General features: G+C 62.9%; 18 protein-coding genes and 1 other RNA gene. 17 read left to right on the plus strand and 2 right to left on the minus strand.

All coding sequences use genetic code 11. The annotated features are described in order from the left end of the window. Positions 1-12 precede the first annotated feature (12 nt). Complete coding sequence (locus tag BSY16_RS03015) at positions 13-642, minus strand: LysE family translocator (RefSeq protein WP_069058302.1); 630 nt, start codon at positions 640-642, stop codon at positions 13-15. A 101-nt stretch (positions 643-743) separates the two neighbouring features. Further along, a complete protein-coding gene (locus BSY16_RS03020; RefSeq protein ID WP_069058303.1) occupies positions 744-1,958 on the minus strand; it encodes a pyrophosphate--fructose-6-phosphate 1-phosphotransferase in 1,215 nt (404 codons plus the stop codon). A gap of 307 nt (positions 1,959-2,265) precedes the next feature. Between BSY16_RS03020 and BSY16_RS03025 the strand changes: the two genes are divergently transcribed. The 17 genes from BSY16_RS03025 (at position 2,266) to murB (ending at position 20,776) form a co-directional block, all read left to right on the plus strand. Next, a complete protein-coding gene (locus BSY16_RS03025; RefSeq protein ID WP_069058304.1) occupies positions 2,266-3,006 on the plus strand; it encodes a J domain-containing protein in 741 nt (246 codons plus the stop codon). Further along, a complete protein-coding gene (locus BSY16_RS03030) occupies positions 3,003-3,767 on the plus strand; it encodes an N-acetylmuramoyl-L-alanine amidase (protein WP_069058305.1) in 765 nt (254 codons plus the stop codon). The genes BSY16_RS03025 and BSY16_RS03030 overlap by 4 nt, the downstream gene beginning before the upstream one ends. A gap of 225 nt (positions 3,768-3,992) precedes the next feature. After that, positions 3,993-4,652, plus strand: a complete 660-nt coding sequence (locus BSY16_RS03035) for a lytic transglycosylase domain-containing protein (RefSeq protein WP_286157175.1) — start codon at positions 3,993-3,995, stop codon at positions 4,650-4,652. 138 nt (positions 4,653-4,790) lie between these two features. Further along, the gene (locus tag BSY16_RS03040; protein ID WP_069058306.1) at positions 4,791-5,972 is read left to right on the plus strand and encodes an FAD-dependent oxidoreductase; all 1,182 of its coding nucleotides are present in this window, start codon (positions 4,791-4,793) and stop codon (positions 5,970-5,972) included. 50 nt (positions 5,973-6,022) lie between these two features. Continuing rightward, positions 6,023-6,418, plus strand: an RNA gene (gene rnpB / locus BSY16_RS03045) — RNase P RNA component class A. A gap of 420 nt (positions 6,419-6,838) precedes the next feature. Further along, complete coding sequence (mraZ, locus tag BSY16_RS03050) at positions 6,839-7,279, plus strand: division/cell wall cluster transcriptional repressor MraZ (protein ID WP_069058307.1); 441 nt, start codon at positions 6,839-6,841, stop codon at positions 7,277-7,279. A gap of 14 nt (positions 7,280-7,293) precedes the next feature. Then, entirely contained in the window at positions 7,294-8,319 is a 1,026-nt protein-coding gene (gene rsmH, locus BSY16_RS03055) for a 16S rRNA (cytosine(1402)-N(4))-methyltransferase RsmH (protein WP_069058308.1), read from the plus strand. A 3-nt stretch (positions 8,320-8,322) separates the two neighbouring features. After that, entirely contained in the window at positions 8,323-8,724 is a 402-nt protein-coding gene (gene ftsL, locus BSY16_RS03060; RefSeq protein WP_069058309.1) for a cell division protein FtsL, read from the plus strand. After that, positions 8,724-10,469, plus strand: coding sequence for a peptidoglycan D,D-transpeptidase FtsI family protein (locus tag BSY16_RS03065; RefSeq protein WP_069058310.1), 1,746 nt, complete (start codon positions 8,724-8,726; stop codon positions 10,467-10,469). Before ftsL ends, BSY16_RS03065 begins: the two co-directional genes overlap by 1 nt. 64 nt (positions 10,470-10,533) lie before the next feature. Then, positions 10,534-11,985, plus strand: coding sequence for a UDP-N-acetylmuramoyl-L-alanyl-D-glutamate--2,6-diaminopimelate ligase (locus BSY16_RS03070; protein WP_069058311.1), 1,452 nt, complete (start codon positions 10,534-10,536; stop codon positions 11,983-11,985). Beyond that, on the plus strand, positions 11,982-13,415 hold the full coding sequence (locus tag BSY16_RS03075; RefSeq protein ID WP_069058312.1) for a UDP-N-acetylmuramoylalanyl-D-glutamyl-2,6-diaminopimelate--D-alanyl-D-alanine ligase: 1,434 nt from the start codon (positions 11,982-11,984) through the stop codon (positions 13,413-13,415). Before BSY16_RS03070 ends, BSY16_RS03075 begins: the two co-directional genes overlap by 4 nt. Positions 13,416-13,531: 116 nt before the next feature. After that, complete coding sequence (gene mraY / locus BSY16_RS03080) at positions 13,532-14,632, plus strand: phospho-N-acetylmuramoyl-pentapeptide-transferase (protein ID WP_069058313.1); 1,101 nt, start codon at positions 13,532-13,534, stop codon at positions 14,630-14,632. 7 nt (positions 14,633-14,639) lie between these two features. Further along, positions 14,640-16,037 carry a UDP-N-acetylmuramoyl-L-alanine--D-glutamate ligase gene (gene murD / locus BSY16_RS03085; RefSeq protein ID WP_069058314.1) on the plus strand — a complete coding sequence of 466 codons (1,398 nt, stop codon included), beginning with the start codon at positions 14,640-14,642 and terminating at the stop codon, positions 16,035-16,037. Positions 16,038-16,107: 70 nt separating this feature from the next. Beyond that, the gene (gene ftsW, locus BSY16_RS03090; protein WP_069058315.1) at positions 16,108-17,262 is read left to right on the plus strand and encodes a putative lipid II flippase FtsW; all 1,155 of its coding nucleotides are present in this window, start codon (positions 16,108-16,110) and stop codon (positions 17,260-17,262) included. Positions 17,263-17,271: 9 nt separating this feature from the next. Then, the gene (gene murG / locus BSY16_RS03095; protein ID WP_069058316.1) at positions 17,272-18,393 is read left to right on the plus strand and encodes an undecaprenyldiphospho-muramoylpentapeptide beta-N-acetylglucosaminyltransferase; all 1,122 of its coding nucleotides are present in this window, start codon (positions 17,272-17,274) and stop codon (positions 18,391-18,393) included. Next, positions 18,390-19,805 carry a UDP-N-acetylmuramate--L-alanine ligase gene (gene murC, locus BSY16_RS03100; protein WP_069058317.1) on the plus strand — a complete coding sequence of 472 codons (1,416 nt, stop codon included), beginning with the start codon at positions 18,390-18,392 and terminating at the stop codon, positions 19,803-19,805. Before murG ends, murC begins: the two co-directional genes overlap by 4 nt. Continuing rightward, positions 19,802-20,776, plus strand: coding sequence for a UDP-N-acetylmuramate dehydrogenase (gene murB / locus BSY16_RS03105; protein ID WP_069058318.1), 975 nt, complete (start codon positions 19,802-19,804; stop codon positions 20,774-20,776). Before murC ends, murB begins: the two co-directional genes overlap by 4 nt. Positions 20,777-20,848 lie beyond the last annotated feature (72 nt).

Here is a 20,848-nt window from a genome sequence, read left to right on the forward strand (position 1 = left end):
CTTCGCGGTGCGTCACGCCGTCGCCCGTTTGAGCCCCGCCGTCAGCAATCCGGCGCCGATCAGCAGTGTGCCGCCGGTGCGGTTGACGGCCTTCTGGACGGACGGTTTGCGGATCGTCTTGCGCGCGGCCGAGGCAAGCAGGGCGTAGGAAAAGGCGTTCAGCGTCGCGAGCACGAGGAAGGTGATTTCGAAGATCACCATCTGTGGCAGCATCGGCTGCGACAGGTCGAGGAACTGCGGCAGGAAGGCGACGAAGAAGACGATGCTCTTCGGGTTCAGCGCCGTTACCACATAGGTGTGGGCGAAGATGCGGAAGGGTTTTTCCTCTGCCGGAGCCTCGCCTTCTACGCCAGCCGACACCGGTGCGCGCCACAGCTTGATGCCGAGCCAGATGAGATAGGCAGCGCCCACCCACTTGAGGACGGTGAAGATCGCCGCGGATGTGGCGAGCAGGGCGCCAAGGCCCAGCATGGAAGCCGTCATCGCTGTGAAATCGCCGAGTGCCACGCCGGCGACGGTGGCGCCGGCCGTGCGGCGGCCATGGCCGAGCGCATAGGAGATTACGAGGAGGATCGTCGGGCCTGGAATGGCCAGCATCACGGCGGATGCGGCGGCGAAGGCAAGCCAGTGTTCGAAGGACATGAAAAACTCCCCGGATCGAGTGCAATCCGGGGAGCAAGCCATCACGAATTTTGCGCGTCAAGCCCGATGTTCGCGCGTGTCGCGCAAAACCGCGGTACGCGTCAGGCCGCGGGCTTCCACTTCTGGCCGATGACGTCCATCACGTCGCCGAACCATTTGGCCGAGGTGTCGAAGTGCTTGCCGCCCTTGATGCGCGGGAACTCGATGGTGCGCAGCTTGCCGCCCTGGCCCTCGTCATGGCCGGTGACGCCGGACACCTTGTTCAGCGCGCTTTCTACGGCAAGGTCGGTCATGCTCTGGATAAGGCGCAGGTCGTCGCGGTTGGCGGGGGCGGAGCGGGCGTAGTAGCCCGACTTCTGCACCATGGAGCGTTCGGCGCCGAGGAGGGCGGCGAACTGCTTGGTGAACCAGTTGCCGACATTGATCGTGTCAATCTTCACATGGCCGAAGGCGTCGCGCTTGACGGTTTCGCCGGCCGCTTCCCGGTCCGCGACGATGGCGTCGAGGCAGGCGCCTTCCGAGACGAAGAGCGTCACGAAGCCGGCGCGGTCCATGATCGCCTTCAGCCGCTCGGCCTCGGTCTCCAGGTTGAAGTCCAGCTCCGGCAGGTAGAGGCCGTCGATGTTCTTCAGCTGCTTGTTCATCATGAAGCCGTCGACATAGTCGTTGCCGTTGGTCTTCTGAATATAGGCGCGCGCCGTGGCGGCGGTGAGCCAGCCGCAGTGGCGGCCCATCACTTCGTGCACGACGAGGGTTTTCGGCGCGGCACTCTGCTCGTTGCTGACATGGTCGAAGAAGCCGGCGCCGACTTCTGCAGCCGTCCAGGCGCCGAGCGACTGGCGGATCGGCACGACGTCGTTATCGACGGTCTTCGGCAGGCCGACGACGGTCAGGTTGTAGCCGTTCGCACCCAGATAGGCGGCAAGATCTGCTGCCGTGGTGTTGGTGTCGTCGCCGCCGATCGTGTGCAGGATGGTGATGCCGTCCTTGGCAAGACGTTCGGCCGCGACGCGCAGCGGATTTTCACCTTCCTTGACGAGGCCGCGCTTCACGCAATCGGCCGCGTTGGTCAGCTTGACGCGGCTGTTGCCGATCGGCGAGCCGCCATAACGATGGAGGAGGGGCGCCTTCTCGCGCATGTCCTTGGTGATTTCGATGCGATCGGCAAGGAGCAGGCCCTGATAGCCGGAGCGATAGGCGACGAGCTCGATATCCGGTGCGATGTCGCTGTAGCGCTCGATGAGGCCCCCGACAGCGGACGACAGACAGGGCGCGAGCCCGCCGGCGGTCAGCATTGCGACTTTCTGCTTGGCCATAATTCCTCCTCGGTTTCCACAGTCTCTATAGCGGGCGTTCTGGTCTTTGTTTTAGCAACTCCGGACGCCAGACCGCTTCGCACTTTTGCTGGAGTTGCTCGTAGCGCAAATTCCCCGGAAGGGGAACGGCGCGGCGAACTTATCCGCATTCCATGACGGATTGTCTGCTATGCCCGGCAGGCGAAAATTTGGTCGCAATATATTTCGATGGCGCCACTTCATGAGGGCCATCAAAATTTTGTCATTCGGGGCGAAATGGCGGCTTCATGCCTTGCTTTCCCTGCAATTGTCTGATCAAAATCACCTTATGTTCCAGAATTCGCCCAGTTGCTTCATCAGTGCCGTGTGGGATCGTCTCGTCGGCATGGTCTCCGATGCCGCCAGCAATGTGCTGTCCGGCGTGGTCGAGGCGGTGCGCACATTGTTTGAAGGCGATCCGGAAACCCGCAAGCAGGTGGCGTTTTCCGTCGCGATGATCGCGCTTTCCGCCAAGATGGCGAAGGCCGACGGCATCGTCACGACCGCCGAGGTCGATGCCTTCAAGGACATCTTCAAGTACCCGGACAACCAGGCGGCCAATGTCGCGCGGCTCTATAACCTCGCGCGGCAGGACGTTGCCGGCTACGAGGCCTATGCCGAGAAGATGATGGCGCTCTGCGTGTCCTGCGAGAAGAACTGCCCGATCCTTGAGGATATCGTCGACGGCCTGTTCCATATCGCCAAGGCGGATGGGCTGATCCACGACAAGGAAATGGCCTTCCTGGGCCGCGTCGCGGAAATCTTTGGCATGGTCGAGGAGCGCTTCGAACAGATCATCGCGCGTCACGTCCATGTCAGTGGGCGCGACCCCTACAAGGTGCTCGGTGTGAAGCCGAGCGACGATTTCACCGAGATCCGCAAGCGGTATCGCGTGCTTGCCTCGGAGAACCATCCTGATAGGCTGGTGGCGCGTGGCGTGCCGGCCGAGTTCCGTCAGATTGCGAACGACCGCATGGCCGCGCTCAACGCTGCCTATGAGGCGATCGAGAAGGAACGCTGCGCTGCATGAGCGCATTCACATGTGATTATCTCGGTGCGACCGCCGCGCCGTCGCCGAACTTTGGCGAACGCGCTGGCGGCCGGGAACCAGACATCATCCTCCTGCATTATACCGGCATGGAAACGGCGGACGGCGCGCTGAAATGGCTTCGTGCGCCCGAAAGCCAGGTCTCGTGTCATTACTTCGTGCACGAGGACGGACGCGTCGAGCAACTCGTGCGCGAGGCGGATCGTGCCTGGCATGCCGGGAAAAGCCTGTGGAAGGGTGAGGCCGACATCAACTCGGCCTCGATCGGTGTCGAGATTGCCAATGCCGGCCATCCCGGCGGGCTGCCGGATTTCCCTGAAGCGCAGGTGAACGCGGTCGTCGAATTGTGTCTCGATTGTGGCCGAAGGTGGAAAATCACCCCTGAACGGGTGCTTGCTCACTCGGATGTGGCCCCGATTCGCAAGGTCGATCCGGGTGAAAAATTCCCGTGGAACCGCCTGCACGCGGCGGGTGTCGGGCACTGGGTGGAGCCATCACCGATTGCCGGTGGGCGGTTCTTCCAGCAAGGCGACACCGGCCAGCCGGTGGAGGCGCTCCAGACCATGCTGTCGCTCTACGGCTATGGTACGGAAATCAATGGATATTACTCGGAAAAAACGGAAGGCGACGTTGCTGCTTTCCAGCGTCATTTCCGGCCGGAACGGGTCGATGGGATAGCCGATTTTTCGACCATCGACACGCTGCACCGCCTGCTTTCCGCGCTGCCGCGGCTGGCCGCCTGACAGGCTATCCGAATATTATAATATTACAGTCTGTAACAGAAGTTTACCGTTTCGCCACATCCTGACCCGATTGGCCATGTCTTTTCCGACTGCGTTCGTTGCAGCGCAACATGCGGTCAGGGCCTGATCGCACTCAACATGGATCGAGACGTCAGCGCAGGGTGCGCAGCTGTAGCTGCTGCGGCCCAGGGCCCTGCCTTTGCGCTTTTTGGAGACTGGAACTAGATGAGAAGACTTCTTGCTGCCATCAGCGCGGCCTGCCTTTGTGTGTCCGTATTTTCCGCCAGCATGGCGCATGCCGAAGCCAAGAACGGCCCGGCCAAGAAACGATATCTGTTCGAGACCTCCGCCAAGAAGGACGTCGCTGCGAAGGAAAAACCCCGCAAGGTTTCCAGCAAGCGCAACAAGCGTAAGGCTGGGATCAACAAGGACGGCGTCGTCGTCGGCAAGCTGAAGACCTTCAAGAGCACGACCGGTTACCCCAAGGCGGAGAATCCGCTGGCGACGGGCGTGAAGGCCGCGGGTTATTCCAGCCTCATCCAATCCTATGCGAAGGCTTACGGTGTTCCGAGCAATCTGGCGCATGCCGTCGTTCGCGTCGAGAGCAATTTCAATCCGCGTGCCCGTGGCAGTGCCGGCGAGATCGGCCTCATGCAGATCAAGCCGGCGACGGCGCGCATGATGGGTTACCGTGGCGGCGCCAAGGGGCTCTACGATCCGGAAACCAACATCAAGTTCGGCATGAAGTACCTCGCCGTGGCGCATGACCTGAGCGGCGGCACGACCTGCGGCACCATCCTGAAGTACAATGCCGGCCATGGCGCCAAGCGCATGAACCCTGTTTCGAAGCGCTATTGCGGCAAGATCCAGAGCATCATCGACTGATCATGCCGATGGGCGATTTTTCGCGGGCTGGAACCGGCCCGCGGCCATCCCTGTCTGATTTTAGGCAATTCCAGACGGAAAACCGCTTCACACTTTTCCTGGAATTGCTATGCCATCCCTGAAACGTGAGGGTGAAGCATGGATCGGCATTTCGATTTCGTCGTTGTAGGCAGGGGCATGATGGGGGCGGCAGCGGCGCGCCACCTCACAAAAACGGGCGCCTCCGTGGCGCTCGTTGGACGGGGAGAGCCCGCCGACTGGAAGAACCACGACGGCGTCTTCTCCAGCCACTACGACAGCGGCCGCATCACCCGAACCATTGACCAGAACCCGGACTGGGCGTTGCTCGCCAACCGCTCGATCGCCCGCTACCGAGACATCGAAGCGGAAAGCGGCATCACCTTCTACGGCGAGACCGGTTGCTTGATCACGGGTGCGGCGGGCGGCGATTTTCTCAACAATGTCGAATCCGTCGCCAGGCGCTATGCGCTGGATGCGCCCTTGTTCGATCGCGCTGCTCTGAGAAGCCGCTTTCCGTGGTTCGACCTGCCTGAAACCTCGGCGGGTGTCTTCGAGGCGACGAATGCGGGTTATGTCGATCCGCGCAAGCTCGTTTCGGCGCAGGTTGTCTGCATGGAAAAGGCCGGCGGCGTTTCCATCCTCGACGATGCGGTTTCGGTCACCGACGCCGGCGGTCGCGGGTCCGTGTCCCTGAAATCGGGAGCTACTGTCACCGCCGGGCGCGTACTCGTTGCGACCGGCGGTTTTTCGCGGGCGCCGGGGCTGCTGCCGAAGGTGCCGGCCCTCGTTGTGAAGGCGCGCACCGTCGTGCTGGCGCAGCTGACGCCGGCGCAGGCGGAGGCCTATCGCGATATGCCGTCGTGGATCGACGAGAGCACCGATCCTGCCGACCATTTCTATTTCCTGCCGCCCATCGTCTACCCGGACGGCCAGACCTATCTCAAGATCGGCGGTGACCCGACCGAAGTCGAGATCGAGGACGAGCAGGCTGTCCGCGACTGGTTCCGTGGCGAAGGCCGTCCGGAGGCGATCGTGCATCTCAAGCATTTGCTTGCGCGCGCCATCCCGGACCTCGACCCGGTGCGGCTGATCTCCATTCCCTGCATTACGACCTATACGCCGCACGGCTATCCCTATGCCGGCTTCGTCGAGAGTGACCGCGTGGCGCTGCTGACGGGCGGCAACGGGGCGGCGGCGAAGAGTTCGGACGAGATCGGTCGCATCGGCGCCGACCTGGTGATTCGCGGCCGGCTCGACGAACCGGACTACGCAACGGATTTTGCGGTTCATTTCCGCTAAGCCACGTTTGTCTCTGGTCTTTCCCGTCGGTATCAGCTAGTCAGCGCCTGCCAGTTGGCCGGGCAGCCGCGCTTTGCAAGGGTCGAAAGACCGCAAGGTGAGGAAAGTCCGGGCTCCACGGAAACACGGTGCCGGATAACGTCCGGCGGGGGCGACCCTAGGGAAAGTGCCACAGAAAGCAAACCGCCTTCCTTGGAAGGTAAGGGTGAAAGGGTGGGGTAAGAGCCCACCGCGGTCCTGGCAACAGGGCTGGCAAGGCAAACCCCACCGGGAGCAAAACCGAATAGGGATGACGCGAAACGCGCAAGCGTTTCAGCCCGTTTCCGGGCCGGTCATCCGGGTGGGTTGCAAGAGGCCGGGCGCAAGTCCGGTCCCAGATGAATGGCTGCCACGTTCCGGTGCAAACCGGGGCCATACAGAACCCGGCTTACAGGCCAACTGGCAAAAATCTTTCTCCGGAAGACGATTTTTTACGACGCTCTAATGCGCTGAATTCCTTGGGGTTCGCGCATGCCTTGCTGTGTGCTGAAACGCACGCGAGTGGTGTTTCACATCTTGCAAATACAAGGCGTTGGCAGGCCTTTCCTAACCTTTTGTTAAACTTAACGCCTTATAAACGTTTGACGGTCTGAACACGGGGGATGAGGTCTCTTCCCATTGACGCCCATATGGTCCCATGGTATCCCAAAATCACACTGCACGAGGACGCATGAGCGTCCGATCATCGCAAAGCTTTGAGGCAAACCGGCTGGGGACGGTGTGGCGCGAACGCGCTGCGTCAAGGCTGGTTCGTGCGCGTGGTGTTGTGTTGGATTTGCCCGGACGGATGCACAGCGTCGGGGTAGGGGAAACGGCTGTATCGTGTCATGAACCGGTTCCTGTCGAATGCGACGAACAGGATCGATGCCAAGGGAAGGGTTTCCGTTCCTTCGGCTTTTCGATCCGTCCTGTCGCAACGCGACATCCGGGAGCTGTACTGCTTCCAGGATTTCATGTTTCCGGCGATCAGCGTCGGTGGGCTGGATTTGCTCGATCGTTTCGAGCGCCAGATCGCCAGCGAGGATGCGTTTTCGCCGAAAGCCAATCGGATGTCGCTCCTCATTCACGGGGGCGGCGTCTTCATGAAGCTCGATTCGGAAGGGCGCCTGCCGGTCACGGATTTTATCCGGGACTATACGGGCATCACCACGGACGTGACCTTTGTCGGTCGGGCGGATCATTTTCAGCTCTGGGCACCGCAGGCATTCGAAGCCACGCAGGCGGCGGCCCGGGAAGAGTTCAGGTTGCGAGGTCTGGGCTCGGGGTAAGACGGAGAATCGGAATGACGGCGGATCTTGGCGGAGGGTTTTCTGATGCCGATGGCGGACCGGTCCGTCACATTCCGGTTCTTCTCTCCGAGGTCATCGCGGCGCTCGCGCCGAAACCCGGCCAGGTCATTCTTGACGGTACCTTCGGGGCAGGCGGCTACACATCCGCCATCCTCGCCGAAGGCGCAAACGTCATCGGGCTCGACCGTGATCCGAACGCCATTGCCGGCGGTCAGGAACTGGTCGAATCATCCGGCGGGCGTCTGACGCTCATCCATTCCCGCTTTTCCGAACTTGCCGAGCATGCACCCGCGGGCGGGCTCGATGGCGTCGTGCTCGATATCGGCGTTTCCTCCATGCAGATCGACGAGGCCGAGCGCGGTTTTTCGTTCCAGAAGAACGGCCCGCTCGACATGCGCATGTCCGCGTCCGGCGTTTCGGCAGCCGACGTGGTCAACCGCGCAAAAGTCTCCGACCTCATCCGCATCTTCGGCTTTCTCGGCGAAGAGAAGCAGGCCGGCCGCATCGCCCGCGCCATCGAGAAGGCGCGCGAGAAGGAATTCTTCACCACGACGCGCCAGCTTGCAAACCTCATCGAGCTGACGACGCCGCGCAAGGCCAAGGACAAGATCCACCCGGCGACCCGCGTCTTCCAGGCGCTGCGCGTTTTTGTCAACGATGAGCTGGGCGAACTCGCCGAGGCGTTGTTTGCCGCCGAGCGCGCGCTGAAGCCGGGCGGTCGTCTGGTCATTGTCAGCTTCCATTCGCTGGAAGATCGCATCGTCAAGAAATTCTTCCAGGATCGCTCCGGAAAGGCCGCCGGATCGCGCCATCTGCCGGAAGTGCACGATAAGGCCGCAACCTTCGCACCAGTCGGGCGCCCTATGGTGGCGGCCAGCGACGAGGAGAGTGCGGTCAATCCGCGTGCCCGATCCGCGAAGCTGAGGGCAGGCGAGCGCACCAGCGCCCCTGCCGGGACGGATGATCTGTCCATTTTCAACCTGCCCAACCTTGCCGCCCTTGAGAAGATGGGAAGCTGAGTGATGTTCCGTACCCTTGATGTCGTGATGATCGCCGTCATGACCGCAGCAGCCACCGTTACCTATTCGATCAAGCATCAGGCCGAGAACAAGCTTGAGGTGGTGCGCAAGCTCGATTCCGAGATCAAGCTCGAGGAAGACACGATCGATCTGCTCAAGGCCGACTGGGCGCTTCTCACCCAGCCGAACCGCCTGAACCGTCTCGTCAAGACCTTCGAAGCCGACCTGAAGCTCGTGCCGACCGAATCGACCCAGCTGGCGCAGCCGAACGAACTGCCGATGCCGATGGCCGAACTGCCGGCGCTGGAGCCCGAAAAGGACGGCAAGAAGGACGAGAAGGTCGCCAAGAACAAGAAGAAGGCCTCGGGCACGGACGCAATCCAAACCGGATCGGTGGCAAACTGATGTCGTTTCTCTCCCGCATCATGGACCTCAAAAGCAAGGCGCATTTCAGCGCCGGCGGCAACAACAACCGGACCGGCGCCAACGGGCAGGTCTTCGAAGGCACGCGCAAGCGCTCGGGCTCGCAGGCCCGCAGCCGCGTTGCCGTCATCATCTGCTGCTTCGGCATGGTCTATGCGGTCATCGGCGGCCGCCTCGTGCAATACGGCATGGCCTCGCCGGAAACCGTTTCCTCGATCGGCCCTGCCGATCACCTGATGGCATCCCGCCCCGACATCATCGACCGCAACGGTGAAATCCTCGCGACCGACATCCGTACCGTTTCGCTCTATGCCGAGCCGCACAAGATCGTCGATGCTGACGAGGCCGTCGAAATGCTCGCGACCGTGATGCCGGACCTCGACCGGCGCGGCATCTACCGCAAGCTGACCTCGAAATCCCGTTTCCAGTGGCTGAAGCGCCAGCTGACGCCCAAGCAGCAGAGCCGTATCCTGGCGCTTGGCATTCCCGGCGTCGGCTTCCGGCCGGAGAAGCGCCGCTTCTATCCGGGCGGTGTCACCGCGTCTCACGTCGTCGGCCACGTCAACATCGACAACCGCGGCATTGCCGGCATGGAGCGCTATATCGACAGCCAGGGTCTCGCCGACCTTGCCGCGATCGGCATGACGAGCGATGCCAAGATGGAGCCGGTGCGGCTTTCCATCGATCTGCGCGTGCAGGCGATCGTGCGTGACGTCGTGGCGACGGGCATGGAGAAGTACAAGGCGCTCGCCGCCGGTGCCGTCGTGATGGACGTCAATACCGGCGAGATTCTCGCCATGGCCTCCGTGCCGGATTACGACCCGAACAACCCGGCCGCCGGCGCCAAGGATGGCTGGATGAACCGCATGTCGAACGGCACGTTTGAGATGGGCTCAACCTTCAAGACCTTCACCACCGCGATGGCGCTCGATTCGGGCAAGGTGAAGATCACCGACAGTTTTGACGCCCGCGCACCCATCCGCATCGGCGGCTTCACCATCAAGGACTTTCACGGCAAGCACCGCGTGCTGACCGTGCCCGAAATCTTCCAGTATTCGTCGAACATCGGCACGGCCAAGATGGCCGACGTCATCGGCATTGCCGGCCACAAGGAATTCCTCACCCGCATGGGCCTGCTGACCCGGCTTGAGACGGAACTCCCGGAAGTGAAGACGCCGTCGCAGCCGCGCGAATGGAAGAAGATCAACTCGATCACCATTTCCTTCGGCCACGGTGTTTCCACGACGCCGTTGCAGACGGCAGTGGCGGCGGCGGCCCTCATGAACGGCGGCCGGCTCATCAACCCGACCTTCCTGCCGCGCACGGCCGAAGAGGCGAACGAGATCGCCAAGGTCGTGGTCAATCCCGACACCGTGGACAAGATGCGCTACCTCTTCAAGCTCAACGCAAACGACGGCTCCGGCCGGCGCGCGCTGGTTCCGGGCTTCAATGTCGGCGGCAAGACGGGCACGGCCAACAAGGTCGTCGGCGGCCGCTATTCCAACACACAGAATTTCAACGCCTTCCTGTCCGCTTTCCCGATCGATGATCCGAAATATGTGGTTCTCACCTTCATCGATGCGCCGCAGACGGGCGAGGGTGGTGGCCGCACCGCCGGCCTCAACGCCGCGCCGATGGTCGGCGAGATCATCCGCCGTTCGGCATCCCTTCTTGGTGTAAAGCCGAAATTTGGTGAGGACGGGTCCGCCTTGCTTGTGTCTTATTGAATGGAGAAGACGGGACGCCGATTCGGAAACGAACCGGCTGCCAACAGAAAGCAGCAGAGCGAAAATGAAGATCAGCGACCTCACCGGACCCGAAATCGACCCCTCGAACGCCGCAGCCACGATAGACGTAAGCGGCATTGCGAGTGACAGCCGGAAGGTGAAGCCGGGCGACCTCTTCGTTGCTCTCTCTGGCACCAAGGCCGATGGCAGCGCCTTCGTTGCCGATGCCGTTTCCCGGGGCGCCGCGGCCGTCGTCGTTGCCGAGGGTGCCTCTGTCGAGGCCGCCGTTCCGGTCATTGCCGTTGCCGAACCGCGCCGCTTCCTGGCGCTTGCCGCTGCCCATTTCTACGGCCGCCAACCGGAAACCATGGTGGCCGTCACCGGAACCGCCGGAAAGACCTCCGTCGCCTCCTTCACCCGTCAGATCTGGGCGCATGCCGGTCATGCGGCCGCGATGATCGGCACCACCGGTGTCGTGGCTCCCGGCCGCAACGACTACGGTTCGTTGACGACACCCGATCCGGTCTCGCTGCATGAACTGCTGGCTGAACTTGCCGATGCCGGCGTTACCCATGCCGCGATGGAAGCGTCCAGCCATGGCCTCGACCAGTCTCGCCTTGATGGCGTGAAGCTTGCCGCCGCTGCCTTCACCAATCTTGGCCGCGACCACATGGATTATCATCCGACGGTCGAGCACTACATGGCCTCCAAGATGCGGCTGTTCGACAGGCTGCTGCCGAAGGGGGCACCCGCCGTCATCTATGCTGACGACGAATGGTCCGGCGTGGCGATCGAAGCCGCGCGCAAGGCCGGGCTCGACGTGCGCACGGTTGGGCGCAAGGGCGACTATCTCGCGCTGAAACGCGTCGAGCATTTCCGCCACAAGCAGACCGCCGAAGTCCATGTCGGCGACGACATCTATGAAGTGCACATTCCGCTCGCCGGCGATTTCCAGGTGGCGAATGCGCTGGTCGCGGCGGGTCTTGCAATGTCGACCGGCGTTCCCGCTGCCGTCGCCATGGCGGCGCTTGAAAAGCTTATCGGTGCTTCCGGCCGGCTCGAACTGGTTGGCCATGCCAAGAATGGCGCGCTCGCCTATGTCGATTACGCCCACAAGCCGGATGCGCTGGAAAACGTGCTGACCTCGGTGCGTCCCTTCACGACCGGCCGTGTCATCGTGGTTTTCGGCTGCGGTGGCGACCGCGACAAGGGCAAGCGGCCGATCATGGGCGAGATCGCCACGCGATTGGCCGACGTCGTCATCGTTACCGACGACAATCCGCGCTCCGAAGTTCCCGAAGTCATCCGCTCTGAGATTATGATTGCCGCCAACGGGGCGACCGAAATCGGCGATCGTGCGGAGGCAATCCGCAGCGCCGTGGGCATGTTGCAGTCCGGGGATACGTTGATCGTCGCGGGCAAGGGGCACGAAGAGGGGCAGACTGTCGGCACTGTGACGCTGCCGTTTTCCGACCATGCGGAACTGCGCAAGGCACTGGAGGAACTCGACCAGTGAAATGGCTCTGGACCAGCGGTGATCTCGTAGCGGCCCTGCATGGCCGGCCCATCGGTAACCTGCCGCAGGGCGTGACCGGGATTTCCATCGACAGCCGCGCGATTGCGCCGGGTGAAGCCTTCTTCGCCATCAAGGGCGACCGCGTCGACGGCCATGATTTCGCAAGCTTTGCCGTCGCCAATGGCGCAGCACTGCTTGTCGTCAGCGAAGGCAAGCTGCCGGCGCTCGGCCGTCTCGTGACGTCGATGATCGTGGTGCCGGATGTGCTGGAGGCGCTCGTCAATCTCGGATGTGCTGCGCGTGACCGCACGGCAGCGCGAATCATCGCCGTCACCGGTTCCGTCGGCAAGACGACGACGAAGGAGATGCTGCGCCAGGCACTCGCGCCCTCCGGCAGCGTGCACGCCTCGGTCGCCTCGTTCAACAACCATTGGGGCGTGCCGCTGACACTCGCCCGCATGCCGGAAACGACCGACTACGGCATCTTCGAAATCGGCATGAACCATGCCAACGAGATCCGCCCGCTGGTCGCCATGGTGCGCCCGCATGTGGCGATCGTCACTACGATTGCCGCTGCCCATCTCGGCAATTTCCGCGACCTAGAAGAAATCGCCGCGGCCAAGGCGGAGATTTTCGAGGGTGTCGTGCCGGGTGGCCATGCGCTTCTCAACCGCGACAACGAACAGTTCGCTTTCCTGGAGAAAGCGGCGCATGTGGCCGGCGTGTCGCATGTCCATAGCTTCGGTGCTGATCCGAGCGCTGAATTCCGGCTACTCGATTTCATCGCGAGCAATGAGGGCAGGCTGCTCAGGGCGGCAGTCGGTGGGCAGACGCTGGAAGTGCCGATGGGCGCACCTGGCCGGCACATTGCCGAAAATGCCGTTGCCGTCCTCGGCGCCGTACACCTTGCTGGTGGCGACATCGAAAAGGCCATGGCCGGGCTTGCCACCATGCAGGCGGAAAAGGGCCGTGGCCGGCGCTACAGGCTTGCCAAGGACGGCGGCTGGTTCACGCTGATCGATGAGAGTTACAATGCCAATCCCGCCTCGATGCGGGCCGCGATCGCGCTTCTGCGCGATGCCGAACCGCAGGACGGTGGCCGGCGCATCGCCGTGCTCGGCGACATGCTGGAAATGGGCGAACATTCGCCAGCCGTTCACGCCGACCTTGCCGAACCGTTGATCGAAGCGGGCATCGGCGACGTCTGGCTCGGTGGTCCCGACATGGCGGCGCTGAGGGATGCGCTGCCGGAAGGGGTGGAGAGGGAATACCGCGACACGGCGGACGCGCTTGCCGCTTTTGCGCTTGCCGCGGTGCGCGCGGGCGACGTTCTGGTCGTGAAATCGTCGAAAGGCACGGGATTCAGCCGCATCGTGGCGGCCCTGCTTGACAAATATCCGGCGTTCTCCGAGAGGGAACGCGAGAGTTGAGAGGGGTTCGGCCGGGCAGACGTCCGCCGGACCTTCTCTTTTATGGAATTTTCTTCTCTGTCCGCCGGCCTGTCACGCCGCGGTGACCTGGGGAACCTTTTGGGGAAAGGGTGACAATGCTGCTTTGGCTCGTCGAGCTGGCTGACACCGTTCAGGTGTTCAACCTGTTTCGTTACATTACCTTCCGGACCGGCGCTGCGCTGTTCACCTCGGCAACGATCGTCTTCCTGTTCGGCCCGATGATCATCGCCTCGCTGCGCATCCGTCAGGGCAAGGGCCAGCCGATCCGCGCCGATGGTCCGCAGACCCATTTCAAGAAGGCCGGCACACCCACCATGGGTGGCCTGATGATCCTGGCCGGCATCGTCGGCAGCGCGCTGCTCTGGGCGGACCTCTCCAACGTCTATGTCGTCGCGACCCTGCTCGTGACGCTCGGCTTCGGTGCGATCGGCTTCTACGACGACTACCTCAAGGTGACGAAGCAGACGGACAAGGGCTTTTCCGGCAAGGCGCGTCTCGCCCTCGAATTCCTCATCGCGGGCGCTGCAACCTACTTCATGATGCGCGCCTCGCTTTCGGCCGGACCCCACGGCTCGACTTTTGGCTCCTCGATCGCCTTTCCGTTTGCCAAGGACCTGTTGCTCAATCTCGGCTTCTTCTTCGTGTTTTTCGGTGGCTTCGTCATTGTCGCAGCCGGAAACGCGGTGAACCTGACGGATGGTCTCGACGGCCTCGCCACCGTTCCGGTGATGATTTCCGCCGCCTCCTTCGGCGTGATCGCCTACCTCGCCGGCAACGCGGTCTTCTCGAACTACCTGCAGATCCATTTCGTGCCCGGCACGGGTGAGCTTGCCGTCGTGCTTGGCGCGGTCATCGGCGCTGGCCTCGGCTTCCTGTGGTTCAACGCGCCGCCCGCCGCCATCTTCATGGGCGACACAGGCTCGCTGGCGCTTGGCGGCCTGATCGGCACGGTCGCGGTTGCCACCAAGCATGAGATCGTCATGGCGATCATCGGCGGTCTCTTCGTGATCGAGACGCTGTCGGTCATCATCCAGGTCGGCTCGTTCAAGCTCACGGGCAAGCGCGTCTTCCTGATGGCGCCGATCCACCACCATTTCGAAAAGAAGGGCTGGACGGAAAGCCAGGTCGTCGTGCGCTTCTGGATCATCGCCGTCGTGCTGGCGCTGGTCGGTCTCTCCACGCTCAAGCTGCGGTGAGGCCTCGATGATCCCCGTCACTTCGCTCAAGGGAAAGACCGTCGCGCTCTTCGGGCTTGGCGGATCAGGCCTTGCGACGGCGCTGGCGCTTGCCGCCGGCGGGGCAGATGTCACCGCCTGGGACGATAGTGCGGCGAGCGTCGAGAATGCCGCTGCTGCCGGTGTGAAGACCGGCGACCTGCGTAATCTCGACTGGACGGGCATCGATGCGCTGGTGTTGTCACCGGGCGTGCCGCTCACCCATCCGAAGCCGCATTGGAGCGCCGATCTCGCGCGCGCCGCCGGGGTCGAAGTGATCGGTGATGTCGAGCTTTTTGCGCGCGAGCGTCGCGCACATGCTCCGAATTGCCCGTTCATCGCCATTACCGGCACGAACGGCAAGTCGACCACCACGGCGCTGATCGCCCATATCCTCAAGGCGAGTGGGCGCGATACGCAGCTTGGCGGCAATATCGGCACGGCCGTGCTGACGCTCGATCCGCCGAAGGCCGGCCGCTTCTATGTGGTCGAGTGCTCGTCCTACCAGATCGATCTGGCACCGACGCTGAACCCATCGGCCGGCATCCTCTTGAACTTGACGCCCGACCATCTCGATCGCCACGGCTCCATGGAGCACTATGCCGAGGTCAAGGAACGGCTGGTCGCTGCGAGCCGTACAGCCATTGTTGGCGTCGATGACACCTTTTGCGAGCGGATTGCCGATCGCGTCGAGCGGGCGGGCACGAAGGTTGTGCGCATCTCAAAGCGCACCGCGCTGGCCGATGGCATCTATGCCGAGGGTGCCCGCCTCATCCTGGCGCAGGCGGGTGCGACGCGCGAAATCGCCGACCTCTCGTCGATCCAGACATTGCGCGGCAGCCACAATGCGCAGAATGCGGCCGCAGCCGTCGGCGCCTGCCTCGCGGTTGGCGTCAACGAGACGGACATCCGCGCCGGCCTTGCCTCGTTCCCCGGCCTGAAGCATCGCATGCAGCCGGTCGGCCGCAAGGGCGATGCGCTCTTCGTCAACGATTCCAAGGCGACGAATGCGGATGCCGCAGCGCCTGCGCTCTCCAGCTTCGAGCGTATCTACTGGATCGCCGGCGGCGTTCCGAAGGAGGGCGGCATCTCGACGCTCGGCGAGTTCTTCCCGAAGATCGCCAAGGCCTACCTTATCGGCCAGGCAGCGCCCGACTTTGCGGCGACGCTCGGCGAGACGGTGCCCTTCGAGATGTCGGGCACGCTGGAGCGAGCTGTTCAGGACGCGGCGGGAGATGCCGAGAAGGATGGAACCGGCCCCGTCGCCGTTCTCCTGTCCCCGGCTTGCGCAAGCTTCGACCAGTACAAGAACTTTGAAGTCAGAGGCGACGCCTTCGTGAAACATGTCGCGGCACTGCCCGGCATGTCCATGCTGGTCGAGGTTTAGACGAGCGCGGTTCCGGCTCACGCATGCGGCGGTTTGCGCCCGGAATTGCAAGGAAACAGAGGAAAGAGACATGGTTAGTCGTGCCGAACGTGGTGCATTGGCGGACTGGTTCTGGACGATAGACCGGTTCTTCCTCGCAGCCTTCATCCTGCTGATGGGGTTGGGCTTCATGTTGTCCTTTGCGGCAAGCCCGCCGGTGGCCGAGCGCCTCGGCCTCGATAGCTTCCACTTCGTGAAGCGCCATGCGGTGTTCCTGCTGCCGGCCATCGCCATCATGTTCGGCATTTCCTTCATGTCGCCGCGGCAGGTGCGCCGTGCGGCGATGATCCTGCTGGTGATTTCGCTTGCGGCCATGGTGCTGGCGCTGTTCTTCGGTGTCGAGGTCAAGGGTTCGCGGCGCTGGATTTCGATCGGCAGCTTCTCCATCCAGCCCTCCGAGTTCATGAAGCCGGCGTTCGTCGTCATCTGCGCCTGGCTGTTTGCCGAGCATGCCCGCCAGCCGGAAATCCCCGGCAATCTCTTCGCCATCATCCTGTTCGGCATCGTCGCGGCCCTGCTTGTGGCGCAGCCCGACCTTGGCCAGACGATCCTCACGGCGGCCGTATGGGGCGGCATGTTCTTCATGGCCGGCATGCCCTGGCTCTGGATCATCGTGCTCGGCGGCGCTGCCGTCGGCGGCCTGTTGACGGCCTATACGTTCCTGCCGCACGTGGCGGGTCGTATCGACAAGTTCATGACCGGCGAGGGCGACACGTTCCAGATGGATACGGCGCGCGAGGCCATCATCCGCGGCGACTGGTTCGGCCAAGGGCCGGGCGAGGGCACGGTCAAGCGCATCATCCCGGACAGCCATACCGACTTCATCTTCTCCGTCGCGGCGGAAGAGTTCGGCATCCTCTTCTGCATGGTTATCGTCATGATCTTCGCCTTCGTGGTGATGCGCGGCCTCAACCATGCCTTCAAGGAGCGCAATGATTTCACGCGCTTTGCCGTTGCGGGTCTCGTGCTGCAGCTCGGCACGCAGTCGATGATCAATATCGGCGTCAACCTCGAACTGCTGCCGGCCAAGGGCATGACGTTGCCGCTGATTTCCTATGGCGGTTCGTCGATGATCGCGATCTGCGTCACGGCCGGCTTCATCCTGGCGCTGACACGCCATCGCCCGGAAAAGCGCGCCTCGGAGCGCAGTCTCTTCCGCGGTGGTATCGTCGCGCCAGCCGAATAAGGAGTCCGAATGGACAAAGGCATCGTTCTTCTCGCCGCCGGTGGTACCGGCGGCCATCTCTTTCCCGCAGAGGCGTTGGCGCATGAGCTGAAGGCCGGCGGCTGGTCCGTGCATCTCGTCACCGACAGCCGCGCCGAGCGTTTTGCCGGAAAATTCCCCGCCGACGAAATCCATGTGGTTCCCTCCGCGACGATCGGCTCGAAGAACCCGGTCAGCGTCGCGCGGTCGCTTTTCACGCTGTGGAAAGGCATTCGTGCCGCCCGCAAGCTGATGGCGCGGCTGAAGCCGAAGGTCGTCGTCGGCTTTGGCGGTTATCCCACCGTGCCGCCGCTTCTCGCCGCGACGGGCATGGGCATCCCCTCGATGATCCACGAGCAGAACGCCGTGATGGGCCGTGCCAACAAGGCGCTCGCCAATCGCGTCAAGGCGATTGCCGGCGGCTTCCTGCCGGAAACCGGCGGGCAATATGCGGCAAAGACCGTGACCACGGGCAACCCGGTGCGCCCGGCCGTGCTTGAGGCTGCCAATATTGCCTATGAGGCCTCGACGGATGGCGAATTCCGCCTCGTCGTCTTCGGCGGCAGCCAGGGCGCCCAGTTCTTCTCCAAGGCCATTCCCTCGGCGATCGCCGCGATGGAACCCGCGGACCGTGCACGGCTGAAGATCACCCAGCAGGCGCGGCCGGAAGATAACGACGAGGTCGTTCGCACCTATGCCGATCTCGGCATTCCTGCCGACGTTTCGCCCTTCTTCACCGACATGGCGTCCCGAATCGGCCACGCGCATCTCATCATCAGCCGTTCTGGTGCCTCGACTGTTTCCGAAGTCTCGGTGATCGGCCGCCCGGCCATTCTCGTGCCCTATCCCTATGCTCTGGATCATGACCAGGCGGCGAATGCTGCGGCACTGGCTTCCGGCGGCGGGGCGAAGGTAATCCCGCAGGCGGAGCTTTCGACGGAGCGTCTGGCGAAGATCGTTTCCAAGGCGATGCACGATCCGGCGGGCATGGCGACCATGGCCGCGAATGCCAGAAAGGCGGGAAAACCGGATGCCGCGCGCTTGCTCGCCTTGATGGTTGAGGCTATTGCGGGCGGAAAGACGATCGCACAATTCAAGGGAGAACGACCATGAAGATGCCGCAGAGCATAGGGCTCGTTCATTTCATCGGCATTGGTGGTATCGGCATGAGCGGCATTGCCGAGGTGCTGCACAATCTTGGCCACAAGGTTCAGGGCTCCGATCAGGCAGACAGCGCCAATGTGCAGCGCCTGCGCGAGAAGGGCATCGAGGTTTTCGTCGGTCACATGGCAGAAAACCTGGGCGAGGCGGAAGTCGTCGTCGTCTCGACGGCCATCAAGAAGAACAACCCGGAGCTCATCGCGGCGCGTGAAAAGCTGCTGCCGGTCGTGCGCCGGGCCGAAATGCTGGCCGAACTGATGCGCTTCCGCAATGCCATCGCCATCGGCGGCACGCATGGCAAGACGACGACGACCTCGATGGTCGCGACGCTGCTCGAAGCCGGCGGCCTCGACCCAACCGTCATCAATGGCGGCATCATCAACGCCTACGGCACCAATGCCCGCATGGGCGAGGGCGAGTGGATGGTGGTGGAGGCCGACGAATCGGACGGCACCTTCCTGAAGCTGCCTGCCGATATCGCCGTGGTCACCAATATCGACCCCGAGCATCTCGACCATTACGGTAATTTCGACGCCGTGCGCGCGGCCTTTCGCCAGTTCGTCGAGAACGTGCCGTTCTACGGTTTCGGCGTGATGTGCCTCGACCATCCGGAAGTGCAGGCGATGGTCAGTCGCATCGAGGACCGCAAGGTCATTACCTATGGCGAGAACCCGCAGGCCGACGTGCGCTTCGGCAATATCCGCATGGATGGGGCGACCTCGATCTTCGATGTGGAGATCCGCCGCCGCCGCACCGGCCAGGTGATCTCGATGAAGGACCTGCGCCTGCCGATGCCGGGCCGCCACAACGTGTCCAATGCCACCGCGGCCATCGCCGTCGCGCAGCGCCTCGGCATGTCGCCGGAGGCGATTGCCAAGGGTTTGGCGGGCTTTGGCGGTGTCAAGCGCCGCTTCACGCTCACCGGCACCTGGAATGGCGTCAGCGTCTATGACGACTACGGCCACCATCCGGTCGAGATCAAGGCCGTGCTGCGCGCGGCGCGTGAAGCGTGCTCTGGCCGAATCATCGCCGTCCACCAGCCGCACCGATACAGCCGCGTGGCGAGCCTGTTCGAGGAATTCGCCGGCTGCTTCAACGATGCAGACACGATCCTGATTGCGCCGATCTATGCGGCGGGTGAAGATCCGATCGACGGCGTGACGGCGGAAGAGCTGGTTTCGCGAATCAAATCCGGCGGCCACCGCGACGCGCGTTTGCTGCCCGCGCCAGAAGCATTGGCTGGGATCGTCGCCGGCATTGCAAAGCCTGGTGACTTTGTGGTTCTCTTGGGGGCTGGCAGTATCACGTATTGGGCGCAGACGCTGCCGAAGGAACTGGCGGGCATTTCGGGGCAGGTAGCATGAAGCAGGTCGATGGTGAGAAACTTCTGGCGTCGTTGGGTGAGGGGATCAAGCAGGTCCGCGGGCGCCTGACGCCTGATGCGCCGATGGACCGCGTTACGTGGTTCCGGGCCGGTGGCCTTGCCGAGCTGATGTTCCATCCGCATGACGTCGATGACCTCGCCACATTCCTTAAAATCGTTCCGGAAGACGTTCCGCTCACGGTCATCGGCGTCGGCTCGAACCTGCTGGTGCGTGATGGTGGCATTCCAGGCATCGTGATTCGCCTGTCGGCCAAGGGGTTCGGCGATGTCGAGCTCGTCGGCGAAAACCGCATCAAGGCCGGCGGCATCTGCCCGGACAAGAACATCGCCGCCATGGCGCTCGATCACGGCATTGCCGGCTTCGAGTTCTACTACGGCATTCCCGGCGCAATCGGCGGCGCATTGCGCATGAATGCCGGCGCCAACGGCGGCGAGACGAAGGATCTTGTCGTCGAGGTGCATGCCGTCGACCGCAAGGGCAACCAGCTTGTGCTCTCCAATGCGGACATGGGCTATAGCTACCGCCAATCCACGGCCGCCAAGGACCTCATCTTCACCCATGCCGTCTTCCAGGGCGAGGCCGGCGACAAGACCGAGATCCGCGCCAAGATGGATGCGGTGCGTCAGCATCGCGAAACCGTCCAGCCGATCCGCGAGAAGACCGGCGGCTCGACCTTCAAGAATCCGGAAGGTCATTCCGCCTGGAAGCTGATCGACGAGGCCGGCTGCCGCGGTATGATGATCGGTGGCGCGCAGATGTCGCCGATGCATTGCAACTTCATGATCAACACCGGGCAGGCAACGGGCTACGAGCTCGAATATCTCGGTGAGACGGTACGCAGCCGCGTGCTGGAGCATTCCGGCATCGTGCTGCAATGGGAAATCAAGCGCCTCGGCACTTTCATGCCGGGCTACCAGGTTAAGGAATTTCTGGGCCGCGCAACGGCCTGATCATCGTCTTCTTGCTGGGGAGTTCGCGGGCGTCTCCGGACGTCGCGCCACTCCCTCTCCCCCATCAGGCAA

The sequence above is a fragment of the Sinorhizobium sp. RAC02 genome (assembly GCF_001713395.1).
Taxonomy (GTDB): Bacteria; Pseudomonadota; Alphaproteobacteria; order Rhizobiales; family Rhizobiaceae; genus Shinella.

What these genes read in the sequence shown, in the direction of transcription:
- BSY16_RS03015 (WP_069058302.1), bottom strand. Translation starts at nt 642, where the DNA reads ATGTCCTTCGAACACTGGCTTGCCTTCGCCGCCGCATCCGCCGTGATG.
- BSY16_RS03020 (WP_069058303.1), bottom strand. Translation starts at nt 1,958, where the DNA reads ATGGCCAAGCAGAAAGTCGCAATGCTGACCGCCGGCGGGCTCGCGCCC.
- BSY16_RS03025 (WP_069058304.1), top strand. Translation starts at nt 2,266, where the DNA reads ATGTTCCAGAATTCGCCCAGTTGCTTCATCAGTGCCGTGTGGGATCGT.
- BSY16_RS03030 (WP_069058305.1), top strand. Translation starts at nt 3,003, where the DNA reads ATGAGCGCATTCACATGTGATTATCTCGGTGCGACCGCCGCGCCGTCG.
- BSY16_RS03035 (WP_286157175.1), top strand. Translation starts at nt 3,993, where the DNA reads ATGAGAAGACTTCTTGCTGCCATCAGCGCGGCCTGCCTTTGTGTGTCC.
- BSY16_RS03040 (WP_069058306.1), top strand. Translation starts at nt 4,791, where the DNA reads ATGGATCGGCATTTCGATTTCGTCGTTGTAGGCAGGGGCATGATGGGG.
- mraZ (WP_069058307.1), top strand. Translation starts at nt 6,839, where the DNA reads ATGAACCGGTTCCTGTCGAATGCGACGAACAGGATCGATGCCAAGGGA.
- rsmH (WP_069058308.1), top strand. Translation starts at nt 7,294, where the DNA reads ATGACGGCGGATCTTGGCGGAGGGTTTTCTGATGCCGATGGCGGACCG.
- ftsL (WP_069058309.1), top strand. Translation starts at nt 8,323, where the DNA reads ATGTTCCGTACCCTTGATGTCGTGATGATCGCCGTCATGACCGCAGCA.
- BSY16_RS03065 (WP_069058310.1), top strand. Translation starts at nt 8,724, where the DNA reads ATGTCGTTTCTCTCCCGCATCATGGACCTCAAAAGCAAGGCGCATTTC.
- BSY16_RS03070 (WP_069058311.1), top strand. Translation starts at nt 10,534, where the DNA reads ATGAAGATCAGCGACCTCACCGGACCCGAAATCGACCCCTCGAACGCC.
- mraY (WP_069058313.1), top strand. Translation starts at nt 13,532, where the DNA reads ATGCTGCTTTGGCTCGTCGAGCTGGCTGACACCGTTCAGGTGTTCAAC.
- murD (WP_069058314.1), top strand. Translation starts at nt 14,640, where the DNA reads ATGATCCCCGTCACTTCGCTCAAGGGAAAGACCGTCGCGCTCTTCGGG.
- ftsW (WP_069058315.1), top strand. Translation starts at nt 16,108, where the DNA reads ATGGTTAGTCGTGCCGAACGTGGTGCATTGGCGGACTGGTTCTGGACG.
- murG (WP_069058316.1), top strand. Translation starts at nt 17,272, where the DNA reads ATGGACAAAGGCATCGTTCTTCTCGCCGCCGGTGGTACCGGCGGCCAT.
- murC (WP_069058317.1), top strand. Translation starts at nt 18,390, where the DNA reads ATGAAGATGCCGCAGAGCATAGGGCTCGTTCATTTCATCGGCATTGGT.
- murB (WP_069058318.1), top strand. Translation starts at nt 19,802, where the DNA reads ATGAAGCAGGTCGATGGTGAGAAACTTCTGGCGTCGTTGGGTGAGGGG.